Genomic DNA, 22,380 nt, shown 5'->3' with positions numbered 1-22,380 from the left:
ATGCTGCGCTACACCCTCAAACGGCTCCTGTCTCTGATCATCAGCCTCGCCATCGCGTCGCTGCTGATCTTTGCGGTGATCGAGGTGGCGCCGGGCGATCCCGCGTCCTTCATGCTTGGGATCAACGCGGCCGAGGATACGCTGGCCGCGCTGCGGACCGAGCTGGGTCTGGATCAACCAAAATGGCAGCGTTACCTGTCTTGGGTCGGCGGCATGGTGCAGGGCGATTTCGGCACATCCTACCAGTACCGGACCGAGGTCGCGGACATGATTGCCGACCGGCTGTGGGTGTCCCTGCCACTGGCGCTCTATGCGCTCACCCTCTCCACCCTCATCGCCTTTCCCGCGGGCATCTTCGCGGCCAGCCGGCGCGGCAAGGCGGGCGATGTCGGCGTCATGGGGGCCACGCAAGTGGGCATCGCCATCCCCAACTTCTGGTTCGCGATGATGCTGGTCCTGATCTTTGCCATCAACCTGCGCTGGTTTAGCGCGGGTGGCTTTGCCGGTTGGGACAAGGGGGTCTTTGCCGCGATGAAATCCCTCACCCTGCCCGCCATCGCCCTTGCGCTGCCGCAGGCCGCGATCCTTGCGCGGGTGATGCGGTCGTCGCTCCTCGATGTGCTGGACGAGGATTTCATGCGCACCGCGCGGGCCAAGGGCCTCAGTCGCGGGCAAGCGCTGCGCAAGCATGGCCTGCGCAATGCGATGATCCCGGTACTGACCATCCTCGGCCTGCAATTCTCGTTCCTGCTGGCGGGCGGCATCATCATCGAACAGGTGTTCTACCTGCCGGGCCTCGGGCGGCTGATCTTCCAAAGCATCTCTGCCCGCGACCTGATCGTGGTCGAAAGCGTGACGATGCTGCTTGTCTTCGCCGTGATCGTGGTGAATTTCTGTGTTGACCTGGCCTATGCCGCCGTCGATCCGCGGCTTAGGGCACGCACATGAACCGGTCATTGATCCTGGGCGGTGTGCTGTCGGCGCTGATGGTGATCGCGGCGCTGCTGTCTTTTGCCTGGACGCCCTTCGATCACGGCGCGATGAACATCCCGGAAAAGCTGCAAACGCCCAATGGCACCCACTGGTTCGGCACGGACCATTTCGGACGCGACATGTTCTCGATGATCATGGTGGGCGCGCGCACCTCCATCGCCGTGGCCTGCGTGGCGGTGGGCATCGGCATCGGCCTCGGCGTGCCGCTTGGCCTGTGGGCCGCCGCGCGGCAAGGCGGCTGGGTAGACGAGGTGATCATGCGCGGCAATGACCTGATCTTTGCCTTCCCGTCGCTGGTCATCGCCATCCTGATCACCGCCGTTTTCGGTGCGGGGGCGGTCAACGCCATCATCGCCATCGGCATCTTCAACATCCCCGTCTTCGCACGCGTCACGCGTGGCGGGGCCCTGCCCCTCTGGGCGCGCGAGTTCATCCTCGCCGCCCGTGTCGCAGGCAAGGGGGCCGCACGCATCAGCGTCGAACACATCCTGCCCAACATCGCCAACCTGCTGATCGTGCAGGCCACCATCCAGTTCTCTCTGGGTATCCTGGCCGAAGCGGCGCTGTCCTATGTGGGCCTTGGCGCGCAGCCGCCGACACCCAGCTGGGGGCGGATGCTGGCCGACGCGCAAACACTGGTCAGCATCGCGCCGCACATGGCGCTGGTGCCCGGCCTTGCCATCATCCTCACCGTTCTGGGGCTGAACCTGCTGGGTGACGGCCTGCGCGATGCGCTTGATCCACGGCTGCGGGTGGCCCGGGTATGAGCCTGCTCGACATCCGCACCCTGTCGCTGTCCATCGCGGGGCTGCCGATCCTGCGCGATGTCTCCCTGTCGCTGGCCCCGGGCGAGGTGGTCGCGATCACCGGCGAAAGCGGGTCGGGTAAATCCATGACCGCACTCGCCGTGATGCAATTGCTGCCTGCACAGGCCAGTGCAACCGGATCAATCACCCTGGATGGCCACGACATGCTGGCGCTGGACGAGGCGACGCTCTGCACGCTGCGTGGCGACCTTGCGGGCATGGTGTTTCAGGAACCCATGACGGCGCTGAACCCCGTTCAGACCATCGGGGCACAGGTGGCCGAGACGGTCCGCCTGCACCGGCCCGACCTTGATCCGACGGCCCGGGCGCGCCAGGTGCTGGACCGCGTGGGATTGCAGGCGATCCCCCTCACACGCTACCCGCACGAATTGTCGGGCGGCCAACGCCAGCGTGTGGTGATCGCCATTGCCATCGCCTGCGGTCCAAAACTGTTGATCGCGGACGAGCCGACGACGGCGCTGGATGTCACGACCCAGGCGCAGATCCTGTCCCTGCTCAAACGGCTCGCAGCCGAAGACGGCATGGGCCTTTTGATGATCACCCATGACCTTGCCGTCGTGGCCGAAATGGCCGACCGGATCGTCGTCATGCACGGCGGCAACGTGGTCGAGACAGGCGAAGCGCACGCCTTGCTGACAGCCCCGCACCACCCCTATACGCGGGCGCTGCTGGCCGCCTCGAACCACCGCGTCACCTTGCCCATGGGTGCGCAGGATACCCCGCTGCTGCGCGTCGACAACATCGTGCGCGACTATGACCTGCCCCGCACCCGCCTGTTTGTCCCCGCGGCAAAACATCGGGCCGTGGATCATGTCAGCTTTGACATCAATCGCGGCGAACGGGTTGGGCTGGTGGGCGAATCCGGTTGTGGAAAATCCACCCTGACCCGCGCGATCCTGGGGCTTGAGCCGGTGCAGGGCGGCACCATCACGCTGGACGGCACACCCGTCACCGACCCGTCGGTGCGGCGCAAGATGCAGGTGGTGTTTCAGGACCCCTATGGCAGTTTCAATCCGCGCCACCGCGTCGCCCGCCTGATCTCGGAACCTTTCCACCTGCTTGGCACGCCGCCCGCCGACCGCGCCGACAGGATCGCCAAGGCACTGACCGATGTCGGCCTGTCCCCCGATGACGCCCGGAAGTACCCGCACCAGTTTTCCGGCGGACAGCGCCAGCGGCTGGCCATCGCCCGCGCGCTGATCATCCGGCCCGACCTGGTGATCTTTGACGAGGCGGTCAGCGCATTGGACGTGTCCGTGCGCGCCCAGATCCTCGACCTGATTGCCGACCTCTGCCGCCAATATGACCTGACATACCTGTTCATCAGCCATGACCTGAGTGTCGTGCGCACCATCACCGACCGCGTGCTAGTGATGAAAAGCGGCCAGATTGTCGAGCAAGGCACAACCGAAGCCGTGTTCAGCACGGCCCGGCACGCCTATACACGACAGTTGATTGATGCCGCACCCACAGTGCCGGAGGCCGTGACATGACCCTTGCCCACCTGTCCGTCGACGCCGAAAACCCGGAACATGTGGCGGGTGTCCTGGCCCGGATCATGGGCGGCACCGCACTGCCCTTTCCACCCTGTCCCGGCGCGTTCATCGCGTTTGACAGGTCGGACGACGGCACCGCGATCGAGGTCTATCCAGCCGGCATGCAGGTACAACGCGGACCGGATCAGATCGCATTTGTTCAGGGGCCCGCCACCTCTGGCGCCGTGGCGTCCCATGTCTGCCTCACCTCGGACCTGACCGAAGCACAGCTTCTGGACATCGGAACGCGCAACGGCTGGACCGCCCGCACCTGCAATCGCGGGCCGTTCTCGTGTGTCGAGATCTGGCTTGAAGACCGCGTGCTGATCGAGGCCCTCGACCCCGGCATGACACAGGATTACCGTCAGACCATGAGCGCCGCACAGTGGCGCGCGATGTTTGGCATGGCGGAAAGGGACAGCTGAATGACACCACCGCTTTGGTTCGATCCTGCGCTGATGCTGATTGGCGGGCGCGAGGTCGCCGCAGAAGACAGGCTGACGCTGATCAATCCCAGCGATTCCAGTGACTTGGCGAGCATTGCCAATGGGCAACGTTCGGATATCGATGCCGCCGTTGCCGCGGCCCATGCCGCGCGTGCGGGCGACTGGGGCCGCATGACCGCCACCGAACGCGGGCGCATCCTGACCGAGATCGGGCGCCGCGTGCGTGCCCGCGTCGACGACCTTGCCACGCTCGAAGCGTTGGATGTGGGCAAACCGCTGACCCAGGCGCGCGCGGACGCCATGGCGCTGGCCCGCTACATGGAATTCTATGGCGGGGCCGCCGACAAGGTGACGGGCGACACGATCCCCTATCTTGATGGCTATACCGTCTATACCCTGCGCGAACCGCACGGGGTCACGGGGCATATCGTGCCCTGGAACTATCCCATGCAGATCATCGGGCGCAGCGTGGGCGCCGCCCTTGCCATGGGCAACGCCTGTGTCCTGAAACCGGCAGAGGAGGCGTGCCTGACCGCCCTCGCCTTTGCCCATATCGCAGCCGAGGCCGGGTTGCCCGATGGCGCATTGAACGTAGTGCCGGGTCTGGGCAGCGAAGCGGGCGCAGCGCTGGCGGCCCATCCCGGCGTGCAGCACATCAGCTTTACCGGATCGGTCCGCACCGGCGCACTGGTCCAACAGGCGGCGGGGGCCAATGTAGTGCCCGTGACGCTGGAACTGGGCGGCAAGTCCCCGCAACTGGTGTTCGACGATGCCGACCTGGACGCCGCCCTGCCCTTTCTGGTGAACGCAGGGATACAGAACACGGGCCAGACCTGTTCGGCGTCGTCGCGCATCCTTGTGCAGCGGGGCGTGTATGACGACGTCCGGGATCGTATGGCGGCGGCTTACGCCGACCTCACTGTCGGCCCCGCGCTGGACGACCTGCGCGTCGGCCCCCTGATCTCGGCCCGGCAGAAGGACATCGTTGACGGCTTCCTCGCACGGGGCGCGGACCTGACGATCGCGGCCCAGGGCGCATTGCAGGACGCCCCCGACACCGGCGCATATGTGCTGCCCACGCTCTTTGACAACGTGCCCGCCGACCACATACTGGCCCGCGACGAGATCTTTGGCCCCGTGCAGGTCCTGATCCCGTTCGACACCGAAGCCGACGCGCTGCGCATCGCCAACGGCACCGATTACGGCCTTGTCGCCAGCGTCTGGACCCGCGATGGCGCGCGGCAGATGCGGCTTGCGAAAGCACTGCGGTCGGGCCAGGTGTTCCTCAACAACTATGGCGCCGGGGGTGGGGTCGAACTGCCTTTCGGTGGCATCGGCAAATCCGGGCACGGCCGAGAAAAGGGGTTCGAGGCACTCTATGGCTTCTCCACCCTCAAGACCGTGGCGGCACATCATGGCTGAGGTCGTGCGCCTGCACTGGCCCGCGGATGGCGCGCGCGTGCTGGACCTGTGCCAGCGGGCCCGCGATTATGTCCGGCTTGAAACCGGGCAGGACCCCGACATGGCCTATGTCCAAGAGACGATGACAGACGCGCCACCCGGCGTCCCGCCGGACCAGGTCTGGTGCTGGGGGTACAGCACGGGCGGCCCCCTCGACGCCATCGCCACCTGCCTCAAGGGGTATTACGAGCCCAATGACTGGTATCTGGGCCTGTTGCTGCTGGACCCGAAGGCGCGCGGCGCAGGTCTGGGCCAACAGATGGCCACCCATGTGATCGCACAGGCCCGGGCGGACGCGGCCACCTGTCTGCGCATCGCCGTGCTGGACGCAAACCCCCGCGCGCGCACGTTCTGGACCAGGCTCGGCTTTGGTCACGAAAAGTCATCCACTGGCGGGGACGGCCATCTGCGCCACGTCCACCGCATGCCCTTGCAGAAGGACACGGCATGATCATCGAAAACCGTTTCAAGGGGCGCCGCGCCGTCATCACCGGCGGGGCGGCCGGGCTGGGGCACGGCATCGCGGCGCGCATCATGGCCGAAGGCGGCACGGTAGAGGTCTGGGACATCAACGCAGGCGCGCTGGCTGCGCTGGACATGGGCACCCGCCAGATTGACGTGACGGACGCAGAGGCAGTCAGCGCCGCCATGACAGAGGCCGCGCCGGACATCCTGGTCTGCTCGGCCGGGATCACCGGGCCAAACACGACCACATGGGACTATCCGGTCGAGGATTGGCTGAAGGTGCACGACCTGAACCTGAACGCCGTCTTCTACTGCAACCGCGCCGCGGCCCCGATCATGCGGGCCAAGGGGTGGGGCCGGATCGTCAACATCGCCTCGATCGCGGGCAAGGAAGGCAACCCCAACGCCCCCGCCTATTCCGCGTCCAAGGCGGGCGTGATCGGGCTGACCAAATCGCTGGGTAAGGAACTGGCGACCAGCGGGGTCACCTGCAACGCCATCGCCCCGGCGGCGGTGCGCACGGCCATCTTCGACCAGATGACGCAGGCGCATATCGATTTCATGCAATCCAAGATCCCCATGGGCCGCTTCGGCACGGTGGACGAGATCGCAAGCATGGCCTGCTGGCTGGCAAGCGAAGAGGCAAGCTTTACCACCGGGTTCTGCTTTGACCAGTCCGGCGGCAGGGCGACAGCCTGATGCGGATCGAGGTGAACGGCGTCCGTCTCTATGTCGATATCGAAGGGTCCAGCCTCGTTCCCGACGGCCCGGAGATGCGCGAAAAGCCGACGCTGATTGCGCTGCATGGCGGGCCCGGCTCGGATCACTCGATCTACAAGCCCCACCTTGGGCAGCTCGCCGATATGTGCCAGATCATCTATGTCGATCACCGCGGCAACGGGCGGTCGGACGATGGCGATCCGTCCACCTGGACATTGGCGCAATGGGGCGACGACATCGCGGGCCTGTGCGATGTGCTGGGCCTTGATGCCCCGATCATCTATGGCGCGTCCTTTGGTGGCTATGTGGCGCAGTCCTTTGCCACGCGCCACCCGGACCGGCTCTCCGGCCTGATCCTGTCGGTGACGGCGGCGCATGTAGACTTTGAAACCGTCTTTGCCGCCTTTGCCCGGATCGGCGGGCCCAAGGCGGGCGCGGTGGCACGCACCTATTGGTCCGATCCCACGCCAGACCGCAGACAGGCCTATTTCGACACGTGTTTTCCGCTCTATTCGGTGCGCGGCCTGGATCAGGACATGGTGGCCCGCATGATCGTCAAGAACCCGGTCGCGATGCAGTTCAACGGCCCGAAAAACGAACATGGCCGCTTCGACTTTCGCGCGGACCTGGCCCGGGTGACATGCCCGGCCCTTGTCATCGCCGGTGACCGCGATCCGATCATGCCCCACGTCTTCGGGGCCGAGATCGCCCGGCACTTGCCGGATCCACGCTTTCACCTGCTGGAAAACGCGGGCCACACGGTCGACTTTGACGCGCCAGAGGCGTTCTATACCCTCATGCGCGACTTTATCAACGAGGTGTCAGATGCAGCTTGACGGCAAGACCGCGATTGTCACGGGGGCGGCCAGCGGCTTTGGCGCCGGGATCGCACGGGCCTTTGCGGCGGCAGGCGCGCAGGTGCTGGTTGCCGATATCAACGGCGACGGCGCGGCGGCCATCGCGCAAGAGATCGGCGGGCACAGCACCCCGGTCGACGTCGCAAACGGCGCGTCGGTTCAGGCCATGGCCGACACGGCGCTGTCCACCTTCGGCCACCTCGACATCCTTGTGAACAACGCGGGCATCACCCACATGCCCCAGGCGCTTGAGGACGTGACCGAAGACGACTTTGACCGCGTGCTGGCCGTGAACGCCAAGTCGGTCTACCTGACGGCGCGCGCGCTCGTGCCCCACTTCAAGGCGCGCAAGGCAGGCGCAATCCTGAACGTCGCCTCGACCGCCGGGATCAGCCCACGGCCCCGTCTGAACTGGTACAACGCCTCCAAGGGCTGGATGATCACGGCAACCAAGGCGATGGCGGTCGAACTGGCCCCCGACGGCATCCGCGTGAACGCAATCAACCCGGTGGCAGGCGAAACGCCACTGCTGAAATCGTTCATGGGCGAAGACACGCCGGAAACCCGCGCCAAGTTTCTCTCCACCATCCCACTGGGCCGCTTTTCCACCCCGCAGGACATGGGCGCGGCGGCCACATTCCTGTGCTCGGATGCGGCATCGATGATCACGGGCGTCGCGCTCGAGATCGACGGCGGGCGGTGTATCTGAGGGGCGCACAGACCCTCTGGCCTAAGCCCCGCTTTTTACCCTAGGATCACGGCACGTACAGAACGACAAAGGACGCTCGACATGAAATGCACGCTGGCCGCGCTCGTGATCTGGGCTTTCGCCTCTGCCACAGCGGCACATTCACCGCTGGAGGACACGTCGCCCGGCCATGGCGACCGGCTCGGCTCGACGCCATCCGAACTCGCTCTGACCTTCAAGCGTGACATTCGGCTCACCCGCGTCACCTGGACATACGAAGAAACGCAAACGGGTCAAATGACCCTCGACGGACAAAAGAGTTTCGCGTCCCGTTTCAAGTTGCCCCTTCAGGACATGGGCAAGGGCACCTACCTGATCGAATGGCGCGGGCTCGGCGATGACGGCCACGCGCAAAAGGGCACCATCAGTTTCATCGTTGATTGACATGCCGGACGGCCTGGGCCTTTTGGCGATCGGTCTGAAATGGGCGGTCTATACGGGCACGCTCGGGGCGGCGGGCACGGTGATGTGTGCGCTTGCCTTTGGCCTGCGGCGCACCGCCGGTCTGGCAGCAGGCTTTGCCAGTCTCGGCCTTGTTGCGGCGGTTGCGACCTTTGTAATGAAAGGGGCCGCGCTGACCGGCGACGCCACTGGCATGACCGACCCCGAAATGCTCGGGCTCCTGTGGCGCACCCAAAGCGGCACCGCACTTCAGATCCAGGTCGGCGGGTTCGTATTGCTGATGGCGGGACTGGGCCTGGGCCGGATCGGTGCCGTTCTGTCGGGCCTTGGTGGTGTCGCCGCCCTGTCGTCTTTCGTGCTGACCGGTCATATCGCGACCCGCGAGTCCGTCCTTCTGTCAGGCCTGTTGCTTCTGCATCTTGTCGGCATCGCGGGATGGATCGGTATCCTCATCCCGCTCCGACGCCTTGCGCGCACACCCTCCACCATGGCCCAGGCGGCCACGCTCGGGCATCGCTTCGGCCGCGTCGCCAGCGTTTTCGTTCCGGTCCTGATCGTCGCGGGCGGGATCATGGCCTACCGATTGCTGGGCAGTGCCGGCGCGCTTGTCAGCACCGGTTACGGTCAGGCTTTGCTGCTGAAAATTCTTGCCGTATCGGCACTGCTGGGCCTGGCCGCCCTGAACAAGGTTCGGTTCGTGCCCGCCCTCGCCCGCGGCGACCGCACGGCCGCGCGGCGCCTCGCCGCCAGCATCACGGTGGAATTGAGCGTTTTCGCTCTGATCCTCGCCGTGACGGCGATACTTACCTCGGCCCTGACACTGCCGACATGACGCGTGCGCCCTTGTGGCCCGCCCACAATCGCGCATGATGTGCCACAAGAAAAAGGAGCCCGCCATGCAGACCATCAACCTTGCCGCCAAACTTGCACAGTTCAACACTCACTGGGACCCGCACGTGGTCGCCGATTACAACGAAAACGAGGTGATGGTGGTCAAGTTCCAGGGGGAATTCCCCTTCCACCTGCACGAGGACACCGACGACTTCTTTCTCGTGCTGGAAGGCGAGATGGTCATGGACCTGGAAACCGAAAGCCACCCGGTCAAGGCGGGCGAGCTGTTCATCGTGCCCAAGGGCGTCACGCACCGGCCGCGCGCTGACGCCGAATGCAAGGTCCTGCTGATCGAACCCAAGGGCGTTCCCAACACCGGCGATCCTGCCACGGCCGCACCGAAACCCCGCATCTGACCCTTCATTGTTCCCCCAAATATGCCCGCCGGAGGCACGAAATCAAAATGACCCCAGGCCCGCAAAACGCGATCACGGACATTGCCGGGCTCAAGGTCGGCAACGCGCAGGACGACGCGCTGAAATCCGGCGTCACGGTGCTGACGGCGGATGCGCCCTTTACCGCCTCTGTCGCGGTTCTGGGCGGCGCGCCGGGGACGCGCGAAACGGACCTGCTGGCACCGGACAAATCCGTCGCACAGGTGGATGCGCTGGTGCTGGCAGGCGGCAGCGCCTACGGGCTTGACGCCTGTTCGGGCGTGGTGGCCGGGCTTCGGGCACAGGGGCGCGGCTACCGCGTGGGCGACGCCATCATCCCGCTGGTGCCGGGGGCGATTATCTTCGACCTGCTGTCGGGCGGGGATCATGCCTGGGCCGACACCCCCTACCCCGCACTTGGCCGCGCGGCGTTCGATGCCGCCACCGACACCACCGACATCGGCACCATCGGCGCGGGCACCGGGGCCATGACGGCGCGGATGAAGGGCGGGCTGGGCACCGCCTCTCTCACCCTCGACACCGGGATCACGGTGGGCGCCCTGGTTGCCGCCAACCCGATGGGCAGCGTCACGACACCCGGTGACAGGCATTTCTGGGCGGCCCCGTTCGAGATCGATGACGAATTCGGAGGGCTGGGGCCCGACCCGGCCACGGGCCTCGGACGCAGCCTCGACAGTGCCAAGCTGACGGCGATGCTGGAGCGGGCCAACACGACCATCGCCATCGTCGCCACGGACGCCAGGCTGGACAAGGCGCAATGCCAGCGCGTCGCGATTGCGGCGCATGACGGTATCGCGCGGGCCTGCGTGCCGGCGCACAGCCCCGGCGACGGGGATCTTGTCTTTGGCGTCTCAACCGGCGCGACCCCCATGACCGACCCGCAGGACCTGAGCCTGATCGGCCACGCCGCCGCGCTGTGCCTGACGCGCGCCATCGCCCGGGGCGTTCATGCCGCCACCCCTGCCCCACACGACCTGCTGCCAACCTGGAGCCAGCTCAATGCCGACCCTCGCACGTAACGATGTCGCCCTGCACTATGACGTGACCGGAGACGGCCCGCCGCTTCTGATGCTAGCCGGGTTCATGTCCGACCACGCCAGCTGGACCCCGCTGATCCCGCTGCTCAGGGATCACTTTACCTGCATCACACCCGACAACCGCACGACGGGCCGGACAACACCGTGGGACGCGCCCGTGTCCATCGACCTGATGTGCAAGGATGCGCTCGCGCTGATGACGCATCTGGGACACGACCGGTACCACACCATCGGCCATTCGATGGGCGGGATCATCGCGCTGCACATGGCGCAGGAGGTGCCCGACCGCATGGCCTCGACCCATATCGCGGCCTCCGCCCCCGTGCGCCTGCCGCGCAACACGGCGCTCTTCGCGACGCTCATCGCGATCCGGCGCAGCAACGCGCCCGCAGACACATGGCTGCGCGCCCTGTTCCCGTGGCTATTCAATCCGCGCGTCTACCACGATCCGGCCGCATTGGACCAGGCGGTGGCAGACAGCCTTGCCTACCCGCACGCACAGACGGCCGATGCCATGGAACACCAACTGACCGCCTTGCGCGGCTTTGACGGCACCGCGCTGGCCAGCCCGACCTGCCCCACACAGGTGCTGATCGGCGCGCTTGACCTGGTTGTGCCACCCGATCACATCCTGGCCGTGCTCAGCCACCTGCCGCACCACATCCTTGAAGGGGCCGGGCATTCGATCCACTGGGATGCGCCCGACCAGGTGGCCGGCCTGCTGCGCGCCTATGCCGCCAAACACCCGATCTGAGAGGGACACGGATGCACGACCTCTATGGCCTGCCCATCACCTGCAACAGCGACGCGACCCGCCAGGGGATCGACGATTTCGTGCACGGGTTCATCAGCTTCCAGACCAAGGCGGCCAACATCCTCAAGGCGGCCAGGGCGGACCCCGGCAATGGCCTGGCCAATGCCTACGCCGCGATCCTCTATATGCTGCTGGAAGCACCCTCGGCCCCGTCACTGGCGCAGCCATTCCTGGACAACGCGCTGGCCGCCACAGGCCTGTCGCCCCGCGAAGAGGCCGCTGTCGAAGCGGCCCGCCTTTTCGTCGCCGGGGACATCCCCAAACTGATCGAACTGTGCGAGGCAACGGTCAGCGCCTATCCCCGCGACATGGTGATGTTGAAACTGGGCCAGTACCACACGTTCAACATCGGCGACTTTCCGGCCATGCTGCGCGTCGCGCAAAAGGCGCAGCCGGGGGCCGCGGACATCCCTTATGCCCACGGCATGCTGGCCTTCGGGTTCGAGGAATGCCACCTGCTGGACGATGCCGAAGCCGCCGCGCGCCATGCGCTGCGCCTCGATGACAGCGAACCCTGGGCGCATCACGCGCTGGCCCATATCTACCTCACGCGCGGGCAGGTGGCCGAAGGCACGGCATTCCTGGAATCGGTCGCGCATCACTGGGCCGATCTCAACAGCTTCATGCACAGCCACAACTGGTGGCACCTGGCGCTGTTCTACATCTCGGCCGGGCGCACGGACGACCTGCTGGCCGCCTATGACACCCATGTGTGGAACCAGAACCGCGACTATTCGCAGGATCAGGTGGGGGCCGTGTCGCTGCTGGCACGGATCGAATTTGCAGGCATCGACGTGGGCGACCGCTGGCAGGACGTGGCCGACCATGTCGCGCGGCGCGGGGCCGATACGGTCAGCCCCTTTCTGACCCTGCAATACCTTTACGCCCTGGGCCGGACAGGGCGCGCCGAGGGCGAGGCCCTGCTGAAGGCGATAGAGGAGCGCGCCGAGGATGACAGCCGGCACGACTGTCAGGTCTGGCGCGACGTGGCGCTTTGGGCCGCCCACGGAATCGCCGCCCACGCCGCCGGTGATTACGACGATTGCATCCGTTTTCTGGGCAAGGCCCTGCCCCGCCTTGCCGAAGGCGGTGGCAGCCATGCGCAAAGGGACCTGTTCGACCAGATCCACCTTGATGCCCTGATCCGCGCAGGCCGGACCTCTCGTGCGCAGCAGGTCCTGGAGATGCGGCGCACCTTTGATCCCGACGGCGTACCGCTCAATGCGATGCTGGCGGACATCTATGAGACATCAGGGCTTCCCGATCAGGCGGCGCAGGCGCGCGCGCGTGTTTCTTCCGACTGAAAATACGACCCCCGGAGGGTCCCTGCGGCCGATGTCGGAGCCTCCGGCGGGCATATTTGTCGAACAATGAAGCCTATTCGCCCGCGATCAGGTCGACCACATTTGTCTCCACGCGCCCAAGGGCGTCCTGAACCGTATGCACGATGTCCTGAGCCGTAAGGCCGGCATCCTCGTACATCTCGTCCGGGCTGGCCTGGTCGATGAACCGGTCCGGCAGGTGCATCGTGCGCACCTTGAGGCCCTGATCCAGCAACCCGTCGGCGGCCATGGCCTGCAACACCATCGCGCCAAAGCCGCCCATGGCGCCCTGTTCGACGGTGACCAGCAGCGTGTGCCTGGCCGCCAGGGCGCGGATCATGTCCATGTCCAGCGGCTTGGCAAAGCGCGCATCGGCGATGGACACGGACAGACCGTCCGCTTCCAGCCGGGCCGCGGCGCGTTCGCAGGCATCCAGATGCGTGCCCAGCGACAAGAGCGCCACGTCTGATCCCTCCTGGATCATCCGGCCCTTGCCGATCTCCAGCACCTCGCCCTGTTCCGGCATCTCGACCCCGCGCCCGTTGCCGCGCGGATAGCGGAAGGCAATCGGCCCGCTGTCATGGGCCGCCGCCGTTGTCACCATGTGCACCAGCTCTGCCTCGTCTGCCGCGGCCATCACCACGATGCCCGGCAAGGATGCGAGATAGCCAATGTCGAAGGACCCCGCATGCGTGGCCCCATCTGCGCCCACAAGGCCCGCCCGGTCGATGGCGAACCGCACGGGCAGCCCTTGCAGCACCACGTCATGCACCACCTGGTCATAGCCGCGTTGCAGGAAGGTGGAATAGATCGCGCAAAACGGTTTGAGGCCCGATGCCGCCATCCCGGCGGCAAAGGTCACGCCGTGCTGTTCGGCAATGCCCACGTCGAACACCCGGGCCGGGAACCGGTCGGCCATCTTGTTCACACCCGTGCCCGATGGCATGGCGGCGGTGATGGCAACGATCGTCGGGTCCTTTGCGGCCAGATCGGCCAGGGTCTCTCCGAAAACGGACGTATAGGCGGGCGCGTTGCTCTTGCCCTTGGACTGTTCGCCCGTCGCGACATCGAACTTGGACACCCCGTGATACTTGTCGGCGGACCCTTCGGCGGGGGCATAGCCCTTGCCCTTGACCGTACAGGCGTGGATCAGCACCGGGCCGGTGGCGCGGGTGCGGGCCGCGCGCAGCACACCCAGCACCTGTTCCATGTCATGGCCGTCAATCGGGCCGATATAGTCAAATCCCAGTTCTTCAAAGAAGGTGCCCCGGCTCTCGACCCCTGTCACCATCTCGCGCGCGCGCCGCGCGCCGTCACGCATGGGCTTGGGCAGGGCGGCCTCCATCCCCTCGGCAATGGCGTGCAAGGGCGCGAAGGGAGAGTTGCGGCTGAGGTTCGACAGGTAGGTGCTCATCGCGCCGGTGGGGGGCGCGATGGACATCTCGTTGTCGTTCAGGATCACGAACAGGCGGCGGCCTTCGTGACCTGCATTGTTCAGCGCCTCGTAGGCCATGCCCGCCGAAATGGACCCGTCGCCGATGACGGCCACGGCATCCCCTGTCGGCATGCCCATGTCGCGGCCCACCGTGAACCCCAGCGCGGCGGATATGGACGTGGACGAATGCGCGGCCCCAAAAGGGTCAAAGGCGCTTTCCGCCCGCTTGGTGAACCCGCTCAACCCGTCCTTCTGGCGCAAGGTGCCCATGCGGTGGCGGCGGCCGGTCAGGATCTTGTGGGGGTAGCACTGGTGGCCCACATCCCAGATCACCTTGTCGCGCGGCGTGTCGAACACGGCGTGAATGCCCACCGTCAATTCCACCACGCCCAGGGACGATCCCAGATGCCCGCCCGTGCGGCTGACGTTTTCGATCACATCGCCGCGCAGCTCGTCGGCCAGTCGCGACAGGTCCTCATCGCTCAGCCGTTTGAGATCGGCGGGGCCGGCAACCTTGTCCAGCAGGGGGGTCTTTGTCAGGTCGGTCATCGCGCACATCCTTTGTCTGCCGCCCCGCCCGCCTTGCCATGCGGGACCCATGGGGCAAAAAGGCGTCGCGCCCGACAGCTCAGGCACGACGCCAGGTTCCTGTAGCCAACAGGAAGGGAACCGGGATCAGATGATCCCGCGCGTGGGCCAAGGAAGCCAATGGCCCGCGCCTGGCGTCACGGGGGCAAAACTGGGACGCCGCCCCCGTCACTTCTTGGGGTGCGCCGGTCTTCCGGCGCGCGGGCAAGGCGGACCGTGATCCGCCGGGCCCGTCATTCGTAGACAGGCGCGTCGCTGGTGGCGAGTTCGGGCCAGTCGGCAATCACGTTCATGCCCTGCAAGGGGCGCTGATAGCCCTTGTGGCAGGTCCGGCACGCCGCCTTGGGCGCATCGGCATAGATGGGGCCAAGACGTTCGGCAGGATACGTGTCCTTCAGCGGGATCAGGTATTCCTGGTTCATCTCGATCACCATCTGACGCCCAAGCTGGGCAATGCCCCATTGCGGCGTGTATTGCGCGGCGTCATAGAAGGCGCGGCTGTTGTGACAGAACACACAGTTCACACCCAGCGAGTTCGAGAAGTAATTCATCAGCGAATAGGTCATCTCGGTCTTCTGGATGGTGGCGATGCCGTCGTCGATGCCGGGCACACCGGCCACGCGACTGTCCAGATCATGCACATTCACCTGGCTGTCATAGTCGGTCAGATATACCTCGAGCGCGGAAGACGGCAGCGACGTGGATGTGGACATCGACGTCGCCCGGTTCTGCACCGCAGCCCAGCCGCCCACATTCTCGTTCACCGGCGTGACGTTGAACCAGATGTCCGAAGGCACGGGCTGGCCCCGGTGGCAGGTGTAACAGTTGACCCCCACCTCGGCCACGGCATTGACGTGACCGGACCAGTTCTCGTTGATGTTCTGCGTCATCTGGATCATGCGACGGCTGACAACCTTGGTATAGAGGTCATCCGCCCCGTATTCCGAGATGTCGACATCGCCGTGGCAATAGGCGCAGCCTTCCTCGGGCGACACCCACTGCGTGATGGCCAGCATCACCCGGTTGAAGTTGTCGTCGGTCAGATCACCCAGCACCTGGACATTTTCGTAAATGTCCTTGGCCAGGTCCTCGCCCCCTTCGGGAACGTAGGGTTCTTCGGTGTAATACGCCTCGAGCGTGGGGTCGGGTTTCAGCCGGGCCACGTTGTATTCCGGCACCGACATGCCCGTGCCGCGCGGGCCGGTCTGCATGCTTTCGGTCTGATACGGGTTGCCCCATGTCACGACCAGTGCGGCGACAAAGACGGCGCTGCCCACGATGCCCACGGCGATGGCCGGTCCGAACACATTGGTCGGGTTGGCCCTGTTCCATTCATTGAACCACTTGGGGAGCATATCAGTTCTCCTTCCCAATGAAGGCTTCGTAAGAACCGTAGTCTTCGTAGCCATAGGCCCCGTCATACATCGGCGCGAAATTGTGCTCCTGCGCCCAGATGAACCAGTTGTCGACAACCGTGCCGGTCAGCAGGATACCGATGCCCCCCGTGATCGGGGTCAGCACCGCAAACCACCAGGCCCAGCGGTGAATGCCCTCCATCGTGGCGTTGAACCCCATGGTCCAGCGCCAGAACAGGGCCGCCCGTTCGGTCGCCGTGCCGCGGTCATAGATCTGTTCCAACTCGCGGTCGCCGCCATAGCGGGTCACGGCCAGAATGGTGCCGCCATGCATGCAGAACAGCAGGACCGACCCATAAAGGAACACGATCGAAAGACAGTGGAACGGGTTGTAGTAGAGGTTGCCGTACCGGATAGAGAACGCCGTGGTCCAATCGAGGTGCGGGAAGATACCGTAGGGCACGGCCTCGCTCCAGGATCCCATCAGGACAGGCCGGAACAGACCCAGCACAAGGAACAGCCACACGGCCGCGGCGAACGCCCAGAACACGTGCTTGCCCATCTTGTGCTCAGCCGCCAGCAGGTAAGACCTGAGCAGCCATGTCATCACCGACACCAGCAGGAAGAAGCTGGCGATGATGTACCAGCCGCCCTCGTCCAGCGGCGGCATGCTCAGCCCGTATTCCGGCGATGGCGGCTCAAGCGCCAGCCAGAACAGCTGGCGGATGAACTCGGGGATGGAGAAACCCACCTGGGACAGCATCGAGATGCCGACCATGACGAACCAGATCAGGCCCGTCGCCAGCGACACCATGCCGGTCCAGCCCAGATAGATGGGGCCGATCTGCGCGTTGCCGATCCAGCCCGCGAGGGTCGAGAAGAACGGCGTGCCGCCCCGCTCGCGCATCATCTCGCCGCTGTCGTCCATGCCCCATTCGGGTTTCCCCTGGACCTGAACTTGGGTGAAGATGTTTTGGTATTCGATGTTGAACATGCCCTTATCCCCCAAAGCCGGATTGATAGACGGGCAGCGGATCAGCGCCCCAGATCGGCAGGTTCAGCCACCAGTTCCACCATTCGGGCCAGCCAGCCGTCCAGACGGGGCCGGAAATGATGATGCAGACGGCGCTGAAGAACACGGCGTTGATCGCCAGCAGCCAGCCCAAGCGGTGAATGCCCAGCGTGCCGATGGAATAACCGATGAAGTCGCGAAAGAACGTGTCTTCGTGGTCGGGCGTCAGCGCGTCGCTGCCCTCTTCGGGGTTGGCCGCCGACAGGATCAGCGCGCCGTGCAGCGCCAGCGCCAGCGTGGTCGTGAAGAACAGCGTGACGGCCAGCATGTGCGCCGGGTTGTAATGGAAATGCAGATAGGCGTAGCCGGTGTTGCTGACCCAATCGAGGTGGCTGAAGATCCCGTACGGGAACCCGTGCCCCCACGCGCCCATCAGGAAGGGGCGGAAGATGACCAGCGTGACATAGGCCAGGATGGCAAAGCCGAAGCCGATGGGCACGTGGTACCCCATGCCCAGCTTGCGGCAAATCTCGACCTCGCGCAGCGCCCAACTGACAAAGGCGCCCGTCGCACAGATCGTGATGATCTGCCACAGACCGCCCTCCAGCAGGGGTGCCATGCCCAGACCATAGCTCAGGTCGGGGGGGGCGATATTGATCAGCCAGGGGTTGAACGTGCCCTGTTGGGATGCGCCCCAAAAGATCAGTACCGTGCCCAGCAAGGTGAAAAAGGCAGTCGTGACCCCGAAAAAGCCCACGTAGAACGGGCCGACCCAGAAGTCGAACAGATCGCCGCCGATCAGCGTCCCTCCGCGGACGCGATACTTTCGTTCGAAGGATAGCAGTGCCATCTCTTACGTCTCCGCGTTTGGCGGCGCGGGCCCCCCATGGGCACGTCAGCCGTCTTGAATTTCAGTGGTTTGCTGCGGGCAGGCGGGGGCGCACTGTTGCCCCGCCCGCAGCGCTGTTTTGGTCAGCTTCGCTGGCCTTACTGGGCGCTTTGGGCGGCCAGTTCGAACCAGTTGAAGTGGTCCGTGCTCAGCAGGACGAGGTGAATCATCGCTGCCAGCAGGAACAGAAAGACGCCTTGCGCGACGAACACGCGGCGGGGATCAAAAATGAGCCAGATCTTGTAGAACTTTGCCATGTCTTGTCCTTACCAACCGTTCGCGAACCAGGGACGCCAGATGTACACTGCCAAGTGAGCGACAACGGCTACGGCTGTGAAAAGCCAGAGCCCGCTCATATAGACAGCATGCAATTCTTGCGCCTGCTCGTCTGTAAGACCTGTAAAAGACAGGTTTTCAGCCATAGTCATTCCTCCGGAAATCGGTGCTGACGCCGCGCACCCCGCGGCCGGGTCCTTTGGGGATGATCCCCTCCGGGCTCTGTCCACCCGTCACGGGCGTCCAGTCTTGGATCTCGGCAGGCGCACGCAGGCCGAGAAAACTCGTGAGCTCGCGCGAAAGCGGGCCCGTCAAATTATGTCCGGTCCGGCCGATCACGCGTTGAAGATCATCGGCGTGATGATCCGCGCCTGGGTCCAGGCCCGGGCCATCGGACCCTTGTCCGTGAAGCTGCGCGACTTGATCGCGGCCAGCGCCCAGGTCAGGCAGGCCAGCGGCAGGGTCGCCACGAAGATGATCGCGAAATAGACCATGAACTCGGTCTTCACGCCGTTGCGCTTTTTCGGCGCCTCGGTCGCCAGATTGGACGTCATGTCAGTCATGGTGCTTCTCCCTCGGAAACTTGGTCTGACGATCCGGCCAAGGCCGGGTCGCTCCGTTCTGACGATCCGGCCAGGGCCGGATCGAGTGCGCGCACGGTTTCAATCACAACCCGGTCCGCGCCTTGCGACAGGGCCGCTTGCTCAGCCGCATCGCGCAATGTCTTGGCCGCGGAAATGCGGGTCAGGATGGGGTGCTGCGCGACAATCCGGTCCAGCATCGCCTGCGCATCGGCATCCCAGGGGAAGTCGCGGCGCAGATTGGTCGGGGTCGCCTGCGCCGCATCCATGTCGGTGGCCAGCGGCAGGATATGGAACAACGCGTCAAAGAGGCCGTTGCACACCTCCTGGATGACATACGTGGCCCCGGCATATCCCATGAACGGGGTCCCCGTGGCCCGCCGGATCGCGGCACCGGGAAAGCTGGCGGGAATGAACGCGGGCGACGGCCCATGCCCACCCTTCAGCTCGGCCAGGTACATCTTTTCATTGATGGACCCGAACACGACCAAAGGGCGCTTTTGGCCCATCCAGGCGCGCACCTCCTCGTTGTTGGTCTTCTTGCCCGCCACGCGCGCCGTCGCAAAGGCGCAGGGCAAGCCCATGTCATCCTCAAGAAACAGGCGCAGGCCGCGAGCATAGGTCTCGTTCGCGACCACGGCAAAGCTGGCGGTGGCAAAGAAATCCTGCGTCACGGACCGCCACAGGTCCCACACGGGCTTGAGCGTCGAATGCTTTTCGCGCTCGATAAAAGGTTCGGGGTCGAGGCCCACCAGATTCCCCAGTGCGCGCAGGAACCTGGTGGTACTCTCGACCCCTATCGGGGCTTGTAGATACGGCTTGGCAAGAAGCTCGCACAACCCGCGCCCGAACTCGCGGTACATGCAGATGTTCACATCGGCATTTACCAGATCTCTCATTTCGGCCACATGCGCGCCCAGGGGCATCACCATGTTGACCTCGCAGCCGATCCCCTCGACCAGCCTCCGGATCTCGGCCAGATCGGATGGCATGTTGAACGTGCCATACATCGGACCAAGGATGTTAACGCGAGGACGCGCACCTTCCTCGCGTTTCTTCTCGGGCGGCATCCGACCCTTGGTCATACCGAACTCGGTAAAGATCCAGGTCATCGCCCGATCCGCCGCTTCCCACTGATCCTCATCAATGGTGCGCGGCAGGAACCGCTGAATATTCGTGCCCTGGGGGGTCACCCCCCCGCCGATCATCTCGGCAATCGACCCCGTGACCACAACGGCTGGCAGCGCCGGGTCCAACGTGCCCCAGGCGCGTTTCATCGCACCCTCGGTGCCGTCGCGGCCCAACTCTTCCTCGCCCAGACCGGTGGTCACGATGGGCAATTCATGCGGCGGCAACGCATCGGTGTAATGGAGCACGGACGTCACCGGCAGGTTCTCGCAGCCGACAGGACCGTCAATCACACATTGCAGGCCCTTGACCGCACAGAATGCGTACACCGCGCCCCAGTACCCGCCAGCCCTGTCATGATCCATGATCAGCATGAGAGAACCCCTCTCCCTCGATCCCTCTCCCACGGGGAGAGGGAGGCGCAAACGGCACCCGCAGCGCGCACTCCCCCCCTCCAACTTGGAGGGGGGCCAGGGGGGAGGCCCCGCAATATGCGCAAGCCCAACATCATATCATCTCCGCCGCTTTGGCAGCCTTGGCCTGACGCTCAAGCTTCTTGGCGTTCTGCGCCCGGAAATCAGGCCGCACATTCGGCGACCCTTCCCAGACACCGGCGGTGTCACCCTCACCCACACCTTCAAAGAAGGCCTTCATGTGATCCATGCGCCCCTTGTTGGCGATGGCGGCATTGATCACCTCGGCCAGCGACCCGGCCCCGGCAACCCCCATCAGGGGCCGCGCCGAAATCAGGTTGGTGAAATACAGACCCGGAATGCCCAGCTCCTTGGCCTTCTGCACAACAGGCGTCGTGCCAATGGCCAGATCGGGGATCACCGCTTCCATCGCGGCACAATCATCCTCCAGCGACGCGCGGAACTTGACCTTCACGCCCTTGGCCTCAAGCCACGCCTGATCGTCCGCGTTCCACGGCGTGCGCGGGCAGGCGGTGCCCACATAAGGCACCTCCGCCCCGCTCTCGATCAGCAACCGGGCGACCAGCAATTCGGACCCTTCATAGCCCGACAACGTGATCGTCCCCTTGATCGGCGTCGCGGCCAACGCGCCCGTGATCGCAGGCAGGACCGCGTTCTGCGCCTCGGCAATCTGGTCGGCGGAACAGCCATGCGCCGCGCCAATGGCCTGCAGCCATGCCGCCGTGCCATCGCGCCCCACGGGGGCCGATCCGACAACCGGCCGACCCGCCGCCTGAAACTCGCGCACGGCCGCGGTATAGAACGGATGCACCGCTGCCACGACGGAACTGTCCAGCGCGGCATAAAGCTCGCGCCACTCCCGGCACGGCACGACGGGGCCCGCGGCCAGACCCAAAGGCGCCAGCATCTGCCCGATCATCATGGGGTCCGCCGGGAACATCTCGCCCAGCAGCGCCACGGTCGGGCGATCAGACTTCCCACCCACGGGAGCCGCCACCGGCCCCGCTGTCGCTTCAGCGCGGGCATAGTTCAGCATTGCTCCAGCCAGAACATCCTTGGCTTCAGCATGAGTGGGAATACCAAATCCGGGCACGTCGATCCCGACGATCCGGACACCATTGATTTCGTTGGGCAACAGCCGTAACGGCACGCCGGATGCGGTGGGAACACACAGGTTCGTCACCACGATGGCGTCATATTTCTCGGGATCGGCAAGATCATGGACAGACTCGCGAATGTCCTCGAACAGCTTGCCGGTCACCAGCGTCTCTGAATTGAAGGGCACATAGCCGACGGACCGCCGCGCGCCGTAGAAATGGGACACGAAAGTCAGGCCATAGACACAGCAGGCCGACCCCGACAGCACAGTTGCCACGCGGCGCATCCGCAACCCGACACGCAGCGACCCAAAGGCCGGGCACATGCTCTGCGGCTTGTCATGCGGGCCTTGCGGGTAGTCTTCGGCAAACTTGTCCAGCATCTCGGAATTGCCCGCCATGCGGGCGGCCTTTTCCATCTCGGACCCGGAATGGCACCCAAGGCCGTCCACGGGTCCATCAACGGCAGGCATCTCAGCCTCGCGCGGATGACCCGTTGTCACCTCCACCGCATCAGCGGCATCATATGTGACCTTCTCACTCACAGCTTCATTGTTCCCGAAATATGCCGGGGGTCTGGGGGCAGCGCCCCCAGCCGGTCGGATCGCAGCAGCGATCCGAAACACGCATGCTCACGCCTCGTCATAGATCACCTCAAGGCTTTCCTTCGGC

The 22,380-nt window shown here is 65.0% G+C and carries 24 protein-coding genes; 15 read left to right on the top strand and 9 right to left on the bottom strand.

The genetic code is table 11. The annotated features are described in order from the left end of the window. The 15 genes from Q0844_RS20255 to Q0844_RS20185 all read left to right on the top strand — a co-directional run bounded on the left by Q0844_RS20255 (position 1) and on the right by Q0844_RS20185 (position 12,895). Positions 1–948, top strand: coding sequence for an ABC transporter permease (locus tag Q0844_RS20255; protein ID WP_299048930.1), 948 nt, complete (start codon positions 1–3; stop codon positions 946–948). Next, complete coding sequence (locus Q0844_RS20250) at positions 945–1,760, top strand: ABC transporter permease (RefSeq protein ID WP_299048928.1); 816 nt, start codon at positions 945–947, stop codon at positions 1,758–1,760. The genes Q0844_RS20255 and Q0844_RS20250 overlap by 4 nt, the downstream gene beginning before the upstream one ends. Beyond that, positions 1,757–3,313 (top strand): dipeptide ABC transporter ATP-binding protein, encoded by a 1,557-nt coding sequence (locus tag Q0844_RS20245; protein ID WP_299048925.1) that lies wholly within the window; start codon positions 1,757–1,759, stop codon positions 3,311–3,313. The genes Q0844_RS20250 and Q0844_RS20245 overlap by 4 nt, the downstream gene beginning before the upstream one ends. After that, on the top strand, positions 3,310–3,780 hold the full coding sequence (locus tag Q0844_RS20240) for a hypothetical protein (protein ID WP_299048923.1): 471 nt from the start codon (positions 3,310–3,312) through the stop codon (positions 3,778–3,780). Before Q0844_RS20245 ends, Q0844_RS20240 begins: the two co-directional genes overlap by 4 nt. Beyond that, positions 3,781–5,223 carry an aldehyde dehydrogenase family protein gene (locus Q0844_RS20235; protein WP_299048921.1) on the top strand — a complete coding sequence of 481 codons (1,443 nt, stop codon included), beginning with the start codon at positions 3,781–3,783 and terminating at the stop codon, positions 5,221–5,223. Beyond that, complete coding sequence (locus Q0844_RS20230) at positions 5,216–5,713, top strand: GNAT family N-acetyltransferase (protein ID WP_299048919.1); 498 nt, start codon at positions 5,216–5,218, stop codon at positions 5,711–5,713. Before Q0844_RS20235 ends, Q0844_RS20230 begins: the two co-directional genes overlap by 8 nt. After that, entirely contained in the window at positions 5,710–6,426 is a 717-nt protein-coding gene (locus Q0844_RS20225; RefSeq protein ID WP_299048916.1) for an SDR family NAD(P)-dependent oxidoreductase, read from the top strand. The genes Q0844_RS20230 and Q0844_RS20225 overlap by 4 nt, the downstream gene beginning before the upstream one ends. Continuing rightward, positions 6,426–7,283: an alpha/beta hydrolase gene (locus Q0844_RS20220; RefSeq protein ID WP_299048914.1), complete on the top strand. Its 858-nt coding sequence runs from the start codon at positions 6,426–6,428 to the stop codon at positions 7,281–7,283. The genes Q0844_RS20225 and Q0844_RS20220 overlap by 1 nt, the downstream gene beginning before the upstream one ends. After that, a complete protein-coding gene (locus tag Q0844_RS20215) occupies positions 7,273–8,013 on the top strand; it encodes a glucose 1-dehydrogenase (protein WP_299048912.1) in 741 nt (246 codons plus the stop codon). Before Q0844_RS20220 ends, Q0844_RS20215 begins: the two co-directional genes overlap by 11 nt. 81 nt (positions 8,014–8,094) lie before the next feature. Continuing rightward, on the top strand, positions 8,095–8,436 hold the full coding sequence (locus tag Q0844_RS20210; RefSeq protein ID WP_299048911.1) for a copper resistance CopC family protein: 342 nt from the start codon (positions 8,095–8,097) through the stop codon (positions 8,434–8,436). Between the two features lies 1 nt (position 8,437). Next, positions 8,438–9,286 (top strand): CopD family protein, encoded by an 849-nt coding sequence (locus Q0844_RS20205; protein ID WP_299048908.1) that lies wholly within the window; start codon positions 8,438–8,440, stop codon positions 9,284–9,286. A gap of 64 nt (positions 9,287–9,350) precedes the next feature. Beyond that, on the top strand, positions 9,351–9,701 hold the full coding sequence (locus tag Q0844_RS20200) for a cupin domain-containing protein (RefSeq protein WP_299048906.1): 351 nt from the start codon (positions 9,351–9,353) through the stop codon (positions 9,699–9,701). A gap of 47 nt (positions 9,702–9,748) precedes the next feature. Further along, complete coding sequence (locus Q0844_RS20195) at positions 9,749–10,759, top strand: P1 family peptidase (RefSeq protein ID WP_299048903.1); 1,011 nt, start codon at positions 9,749–9,751, stop codon at positions 10,757–10,759. After that, positions 10,740–11,531 carry an alpha/beta fold hydrolase gene (locus tag Q0844_RS20190; protein ID WP_299048900.1) on the top strand — a complete coding sequence of 264 codons (792 nt, stop codon included), beginning with the start codon at positions 10,740–10,742 and terminating at the stop codon, positions 11,529–11,531. The genes Q0844_RS20195 and Q0844_RS20190 overlap by 20 nt, the downstream gene beginning before the upstream one ends. A gap of 11 nt (positions 11,532–11,542) precedes the next feature. Continuing rightward, positions 11,543–12,895 (top strand): tetratricopeptide repeat protein, encoded by a 1,353-nt coding sequence (locus tag Q0844_RS20185; RefSeq protein ID WP_299048898.1) that lies wholly within the window; start codon positions 11,543–11,545, stop codon positions 12,893–12,895. Positions 12,896–12,968: 73 nt separating this feature from the next. Here the strand turns inward: Q0844_RS20185 and dxs are convergent, their stop codons facing one another. The 9 genes from dxs to bchY all read right to left on the bottom strand — a co-directional run bounded on the left by dxs (position 12,969) and on the right by bchY (position 22,181). Continuing rightward, positions 12,969–14,897 (bottom strand): 1-deoxy-D-xylulose-5-phosphate synthase, encoded by a 1,929-nt coding sequence (gene dxs / locus Q0844_RS20180; protein ID WP_299048896.1) that lies wholly within the window; start codon positions 14,895–14,897, stop codon positions 12,969–12,971. 272 nt (positions 14,898–15,169) lie between these two features. Then, a complete protein-coding gene (gene pufC, locus Q0844_RS20175) occupies positions 15,170–16,291 on the bottom strand; it encodes a photosynthetic reaction center cytochrome PufC (protein WP_299048893.1) in 1,122 nt (373 codons plus the stop codon). Between the two features lies 1 nt (position 16,292). Then, the gene (pufM, locus tag Q0844_RS20170) at positions 16,293–17,285 is read right to left on the bottom strand and encodes a photosynthetic reaction center subunit M (RefSeq protein ID WP_299048891.1); all 993 of its coding nucleotides are present in this window, start codon (positions 17,283–17,285) and stop codon (positions 16,293–16,295) included. Positions 17,286–17,289: 4 nt separating this feature from the next. Further along, positions 17,290–18,153, bottom strand: coding sequence for a photosynthetic reaction center subunit L (pufL, locus tag Q0844_RS20165; protein ID WP_299048889.1), 864 nt, complete (start codon positions 18,151–18,153; stop codon positions 17,290–17,292). 137 nt (positions 18,154–18,290) lie between these two features. Next, positions 18,291–18,449, bottom strand: a complete 159-nt coding sequence (gene pufA / locus Q0844_RS20160) for a light-harvesting antenna LH1, alpha subunit (protein ID WP_159975336.1) — start codon at positions 18,447–18,449, stop codon at positions 18,291–18,293. Positions 18,450–18,458: 9 nt separating this feature from the next. Then, complete coding sequence (gene pufB / locus Q0844_RS20155; RefSeq protein ID WP_076630664.1) at positions 18,459–18,614, bottom strand: light-harvesting antenna LH1, beta subunit; 156 nt, start codon at positions 18,612–18,614, stop codon at positions 18,459–18,461. A 189-nt stretch (positions 18,615–18,803) separates the two neighbouring features. Then, positions 18,804–19,031, bottom strand: a complete 228-nt coding sequence (pufQ, locus tag Q0844_RS20150; RefSeq protein ID WP_299048883.1) for a cytochrome PufQ — start codon at positions 19,029–19,031, stop codon at positions 18,804–18,806. Further along, on the bottom strand, positions 19,028–20,551 hold the full coding sequence (bchZ, locus tag Q0844_RS20145) for a chlorophyllide a reductase subunit Z (protein ID WP_299048880.1): 1,524 nt from the start codon (positions 20,549–20,551) through the stop codon (positions 19,028–19,030). The genes pufQ and bchZ overlap by 4 nt, the downstream gene beginning before the upstream one ends. Before the next feature lie 133 nt (positions 20,552–20,684). Next, positions 20,685–22,181 carry a chlorophyllide a reductase subunit Y gene (gene bchY / locus Q0844_RS20140; RefSeq protein ID WP_299049062.1) on the bottom strand — a complete coding sequence of 499 codons (1,497 nt, stop codon included), beginning with the start codon at positions 22,179–22,181 and terminating at the stop codon, positions 20,685–20,687. Positions 22,182–22,380: the final 199 nt, after the last annotated feature.

Origin of the sequence: uncultured Tateyamaria sp. (genome assembly GCF_947503465.1) — a bacterium.
Taxonomy (GTDB): domain Bacteria; phylum Pseudomonadota; class Alphaproteobacteria; order Rhodobacterales; family Rhodobacteraceae; genus Tateyamaria.
This window is presented reverse-complemented; position numbering and strand designations above follow the sequence as displayed.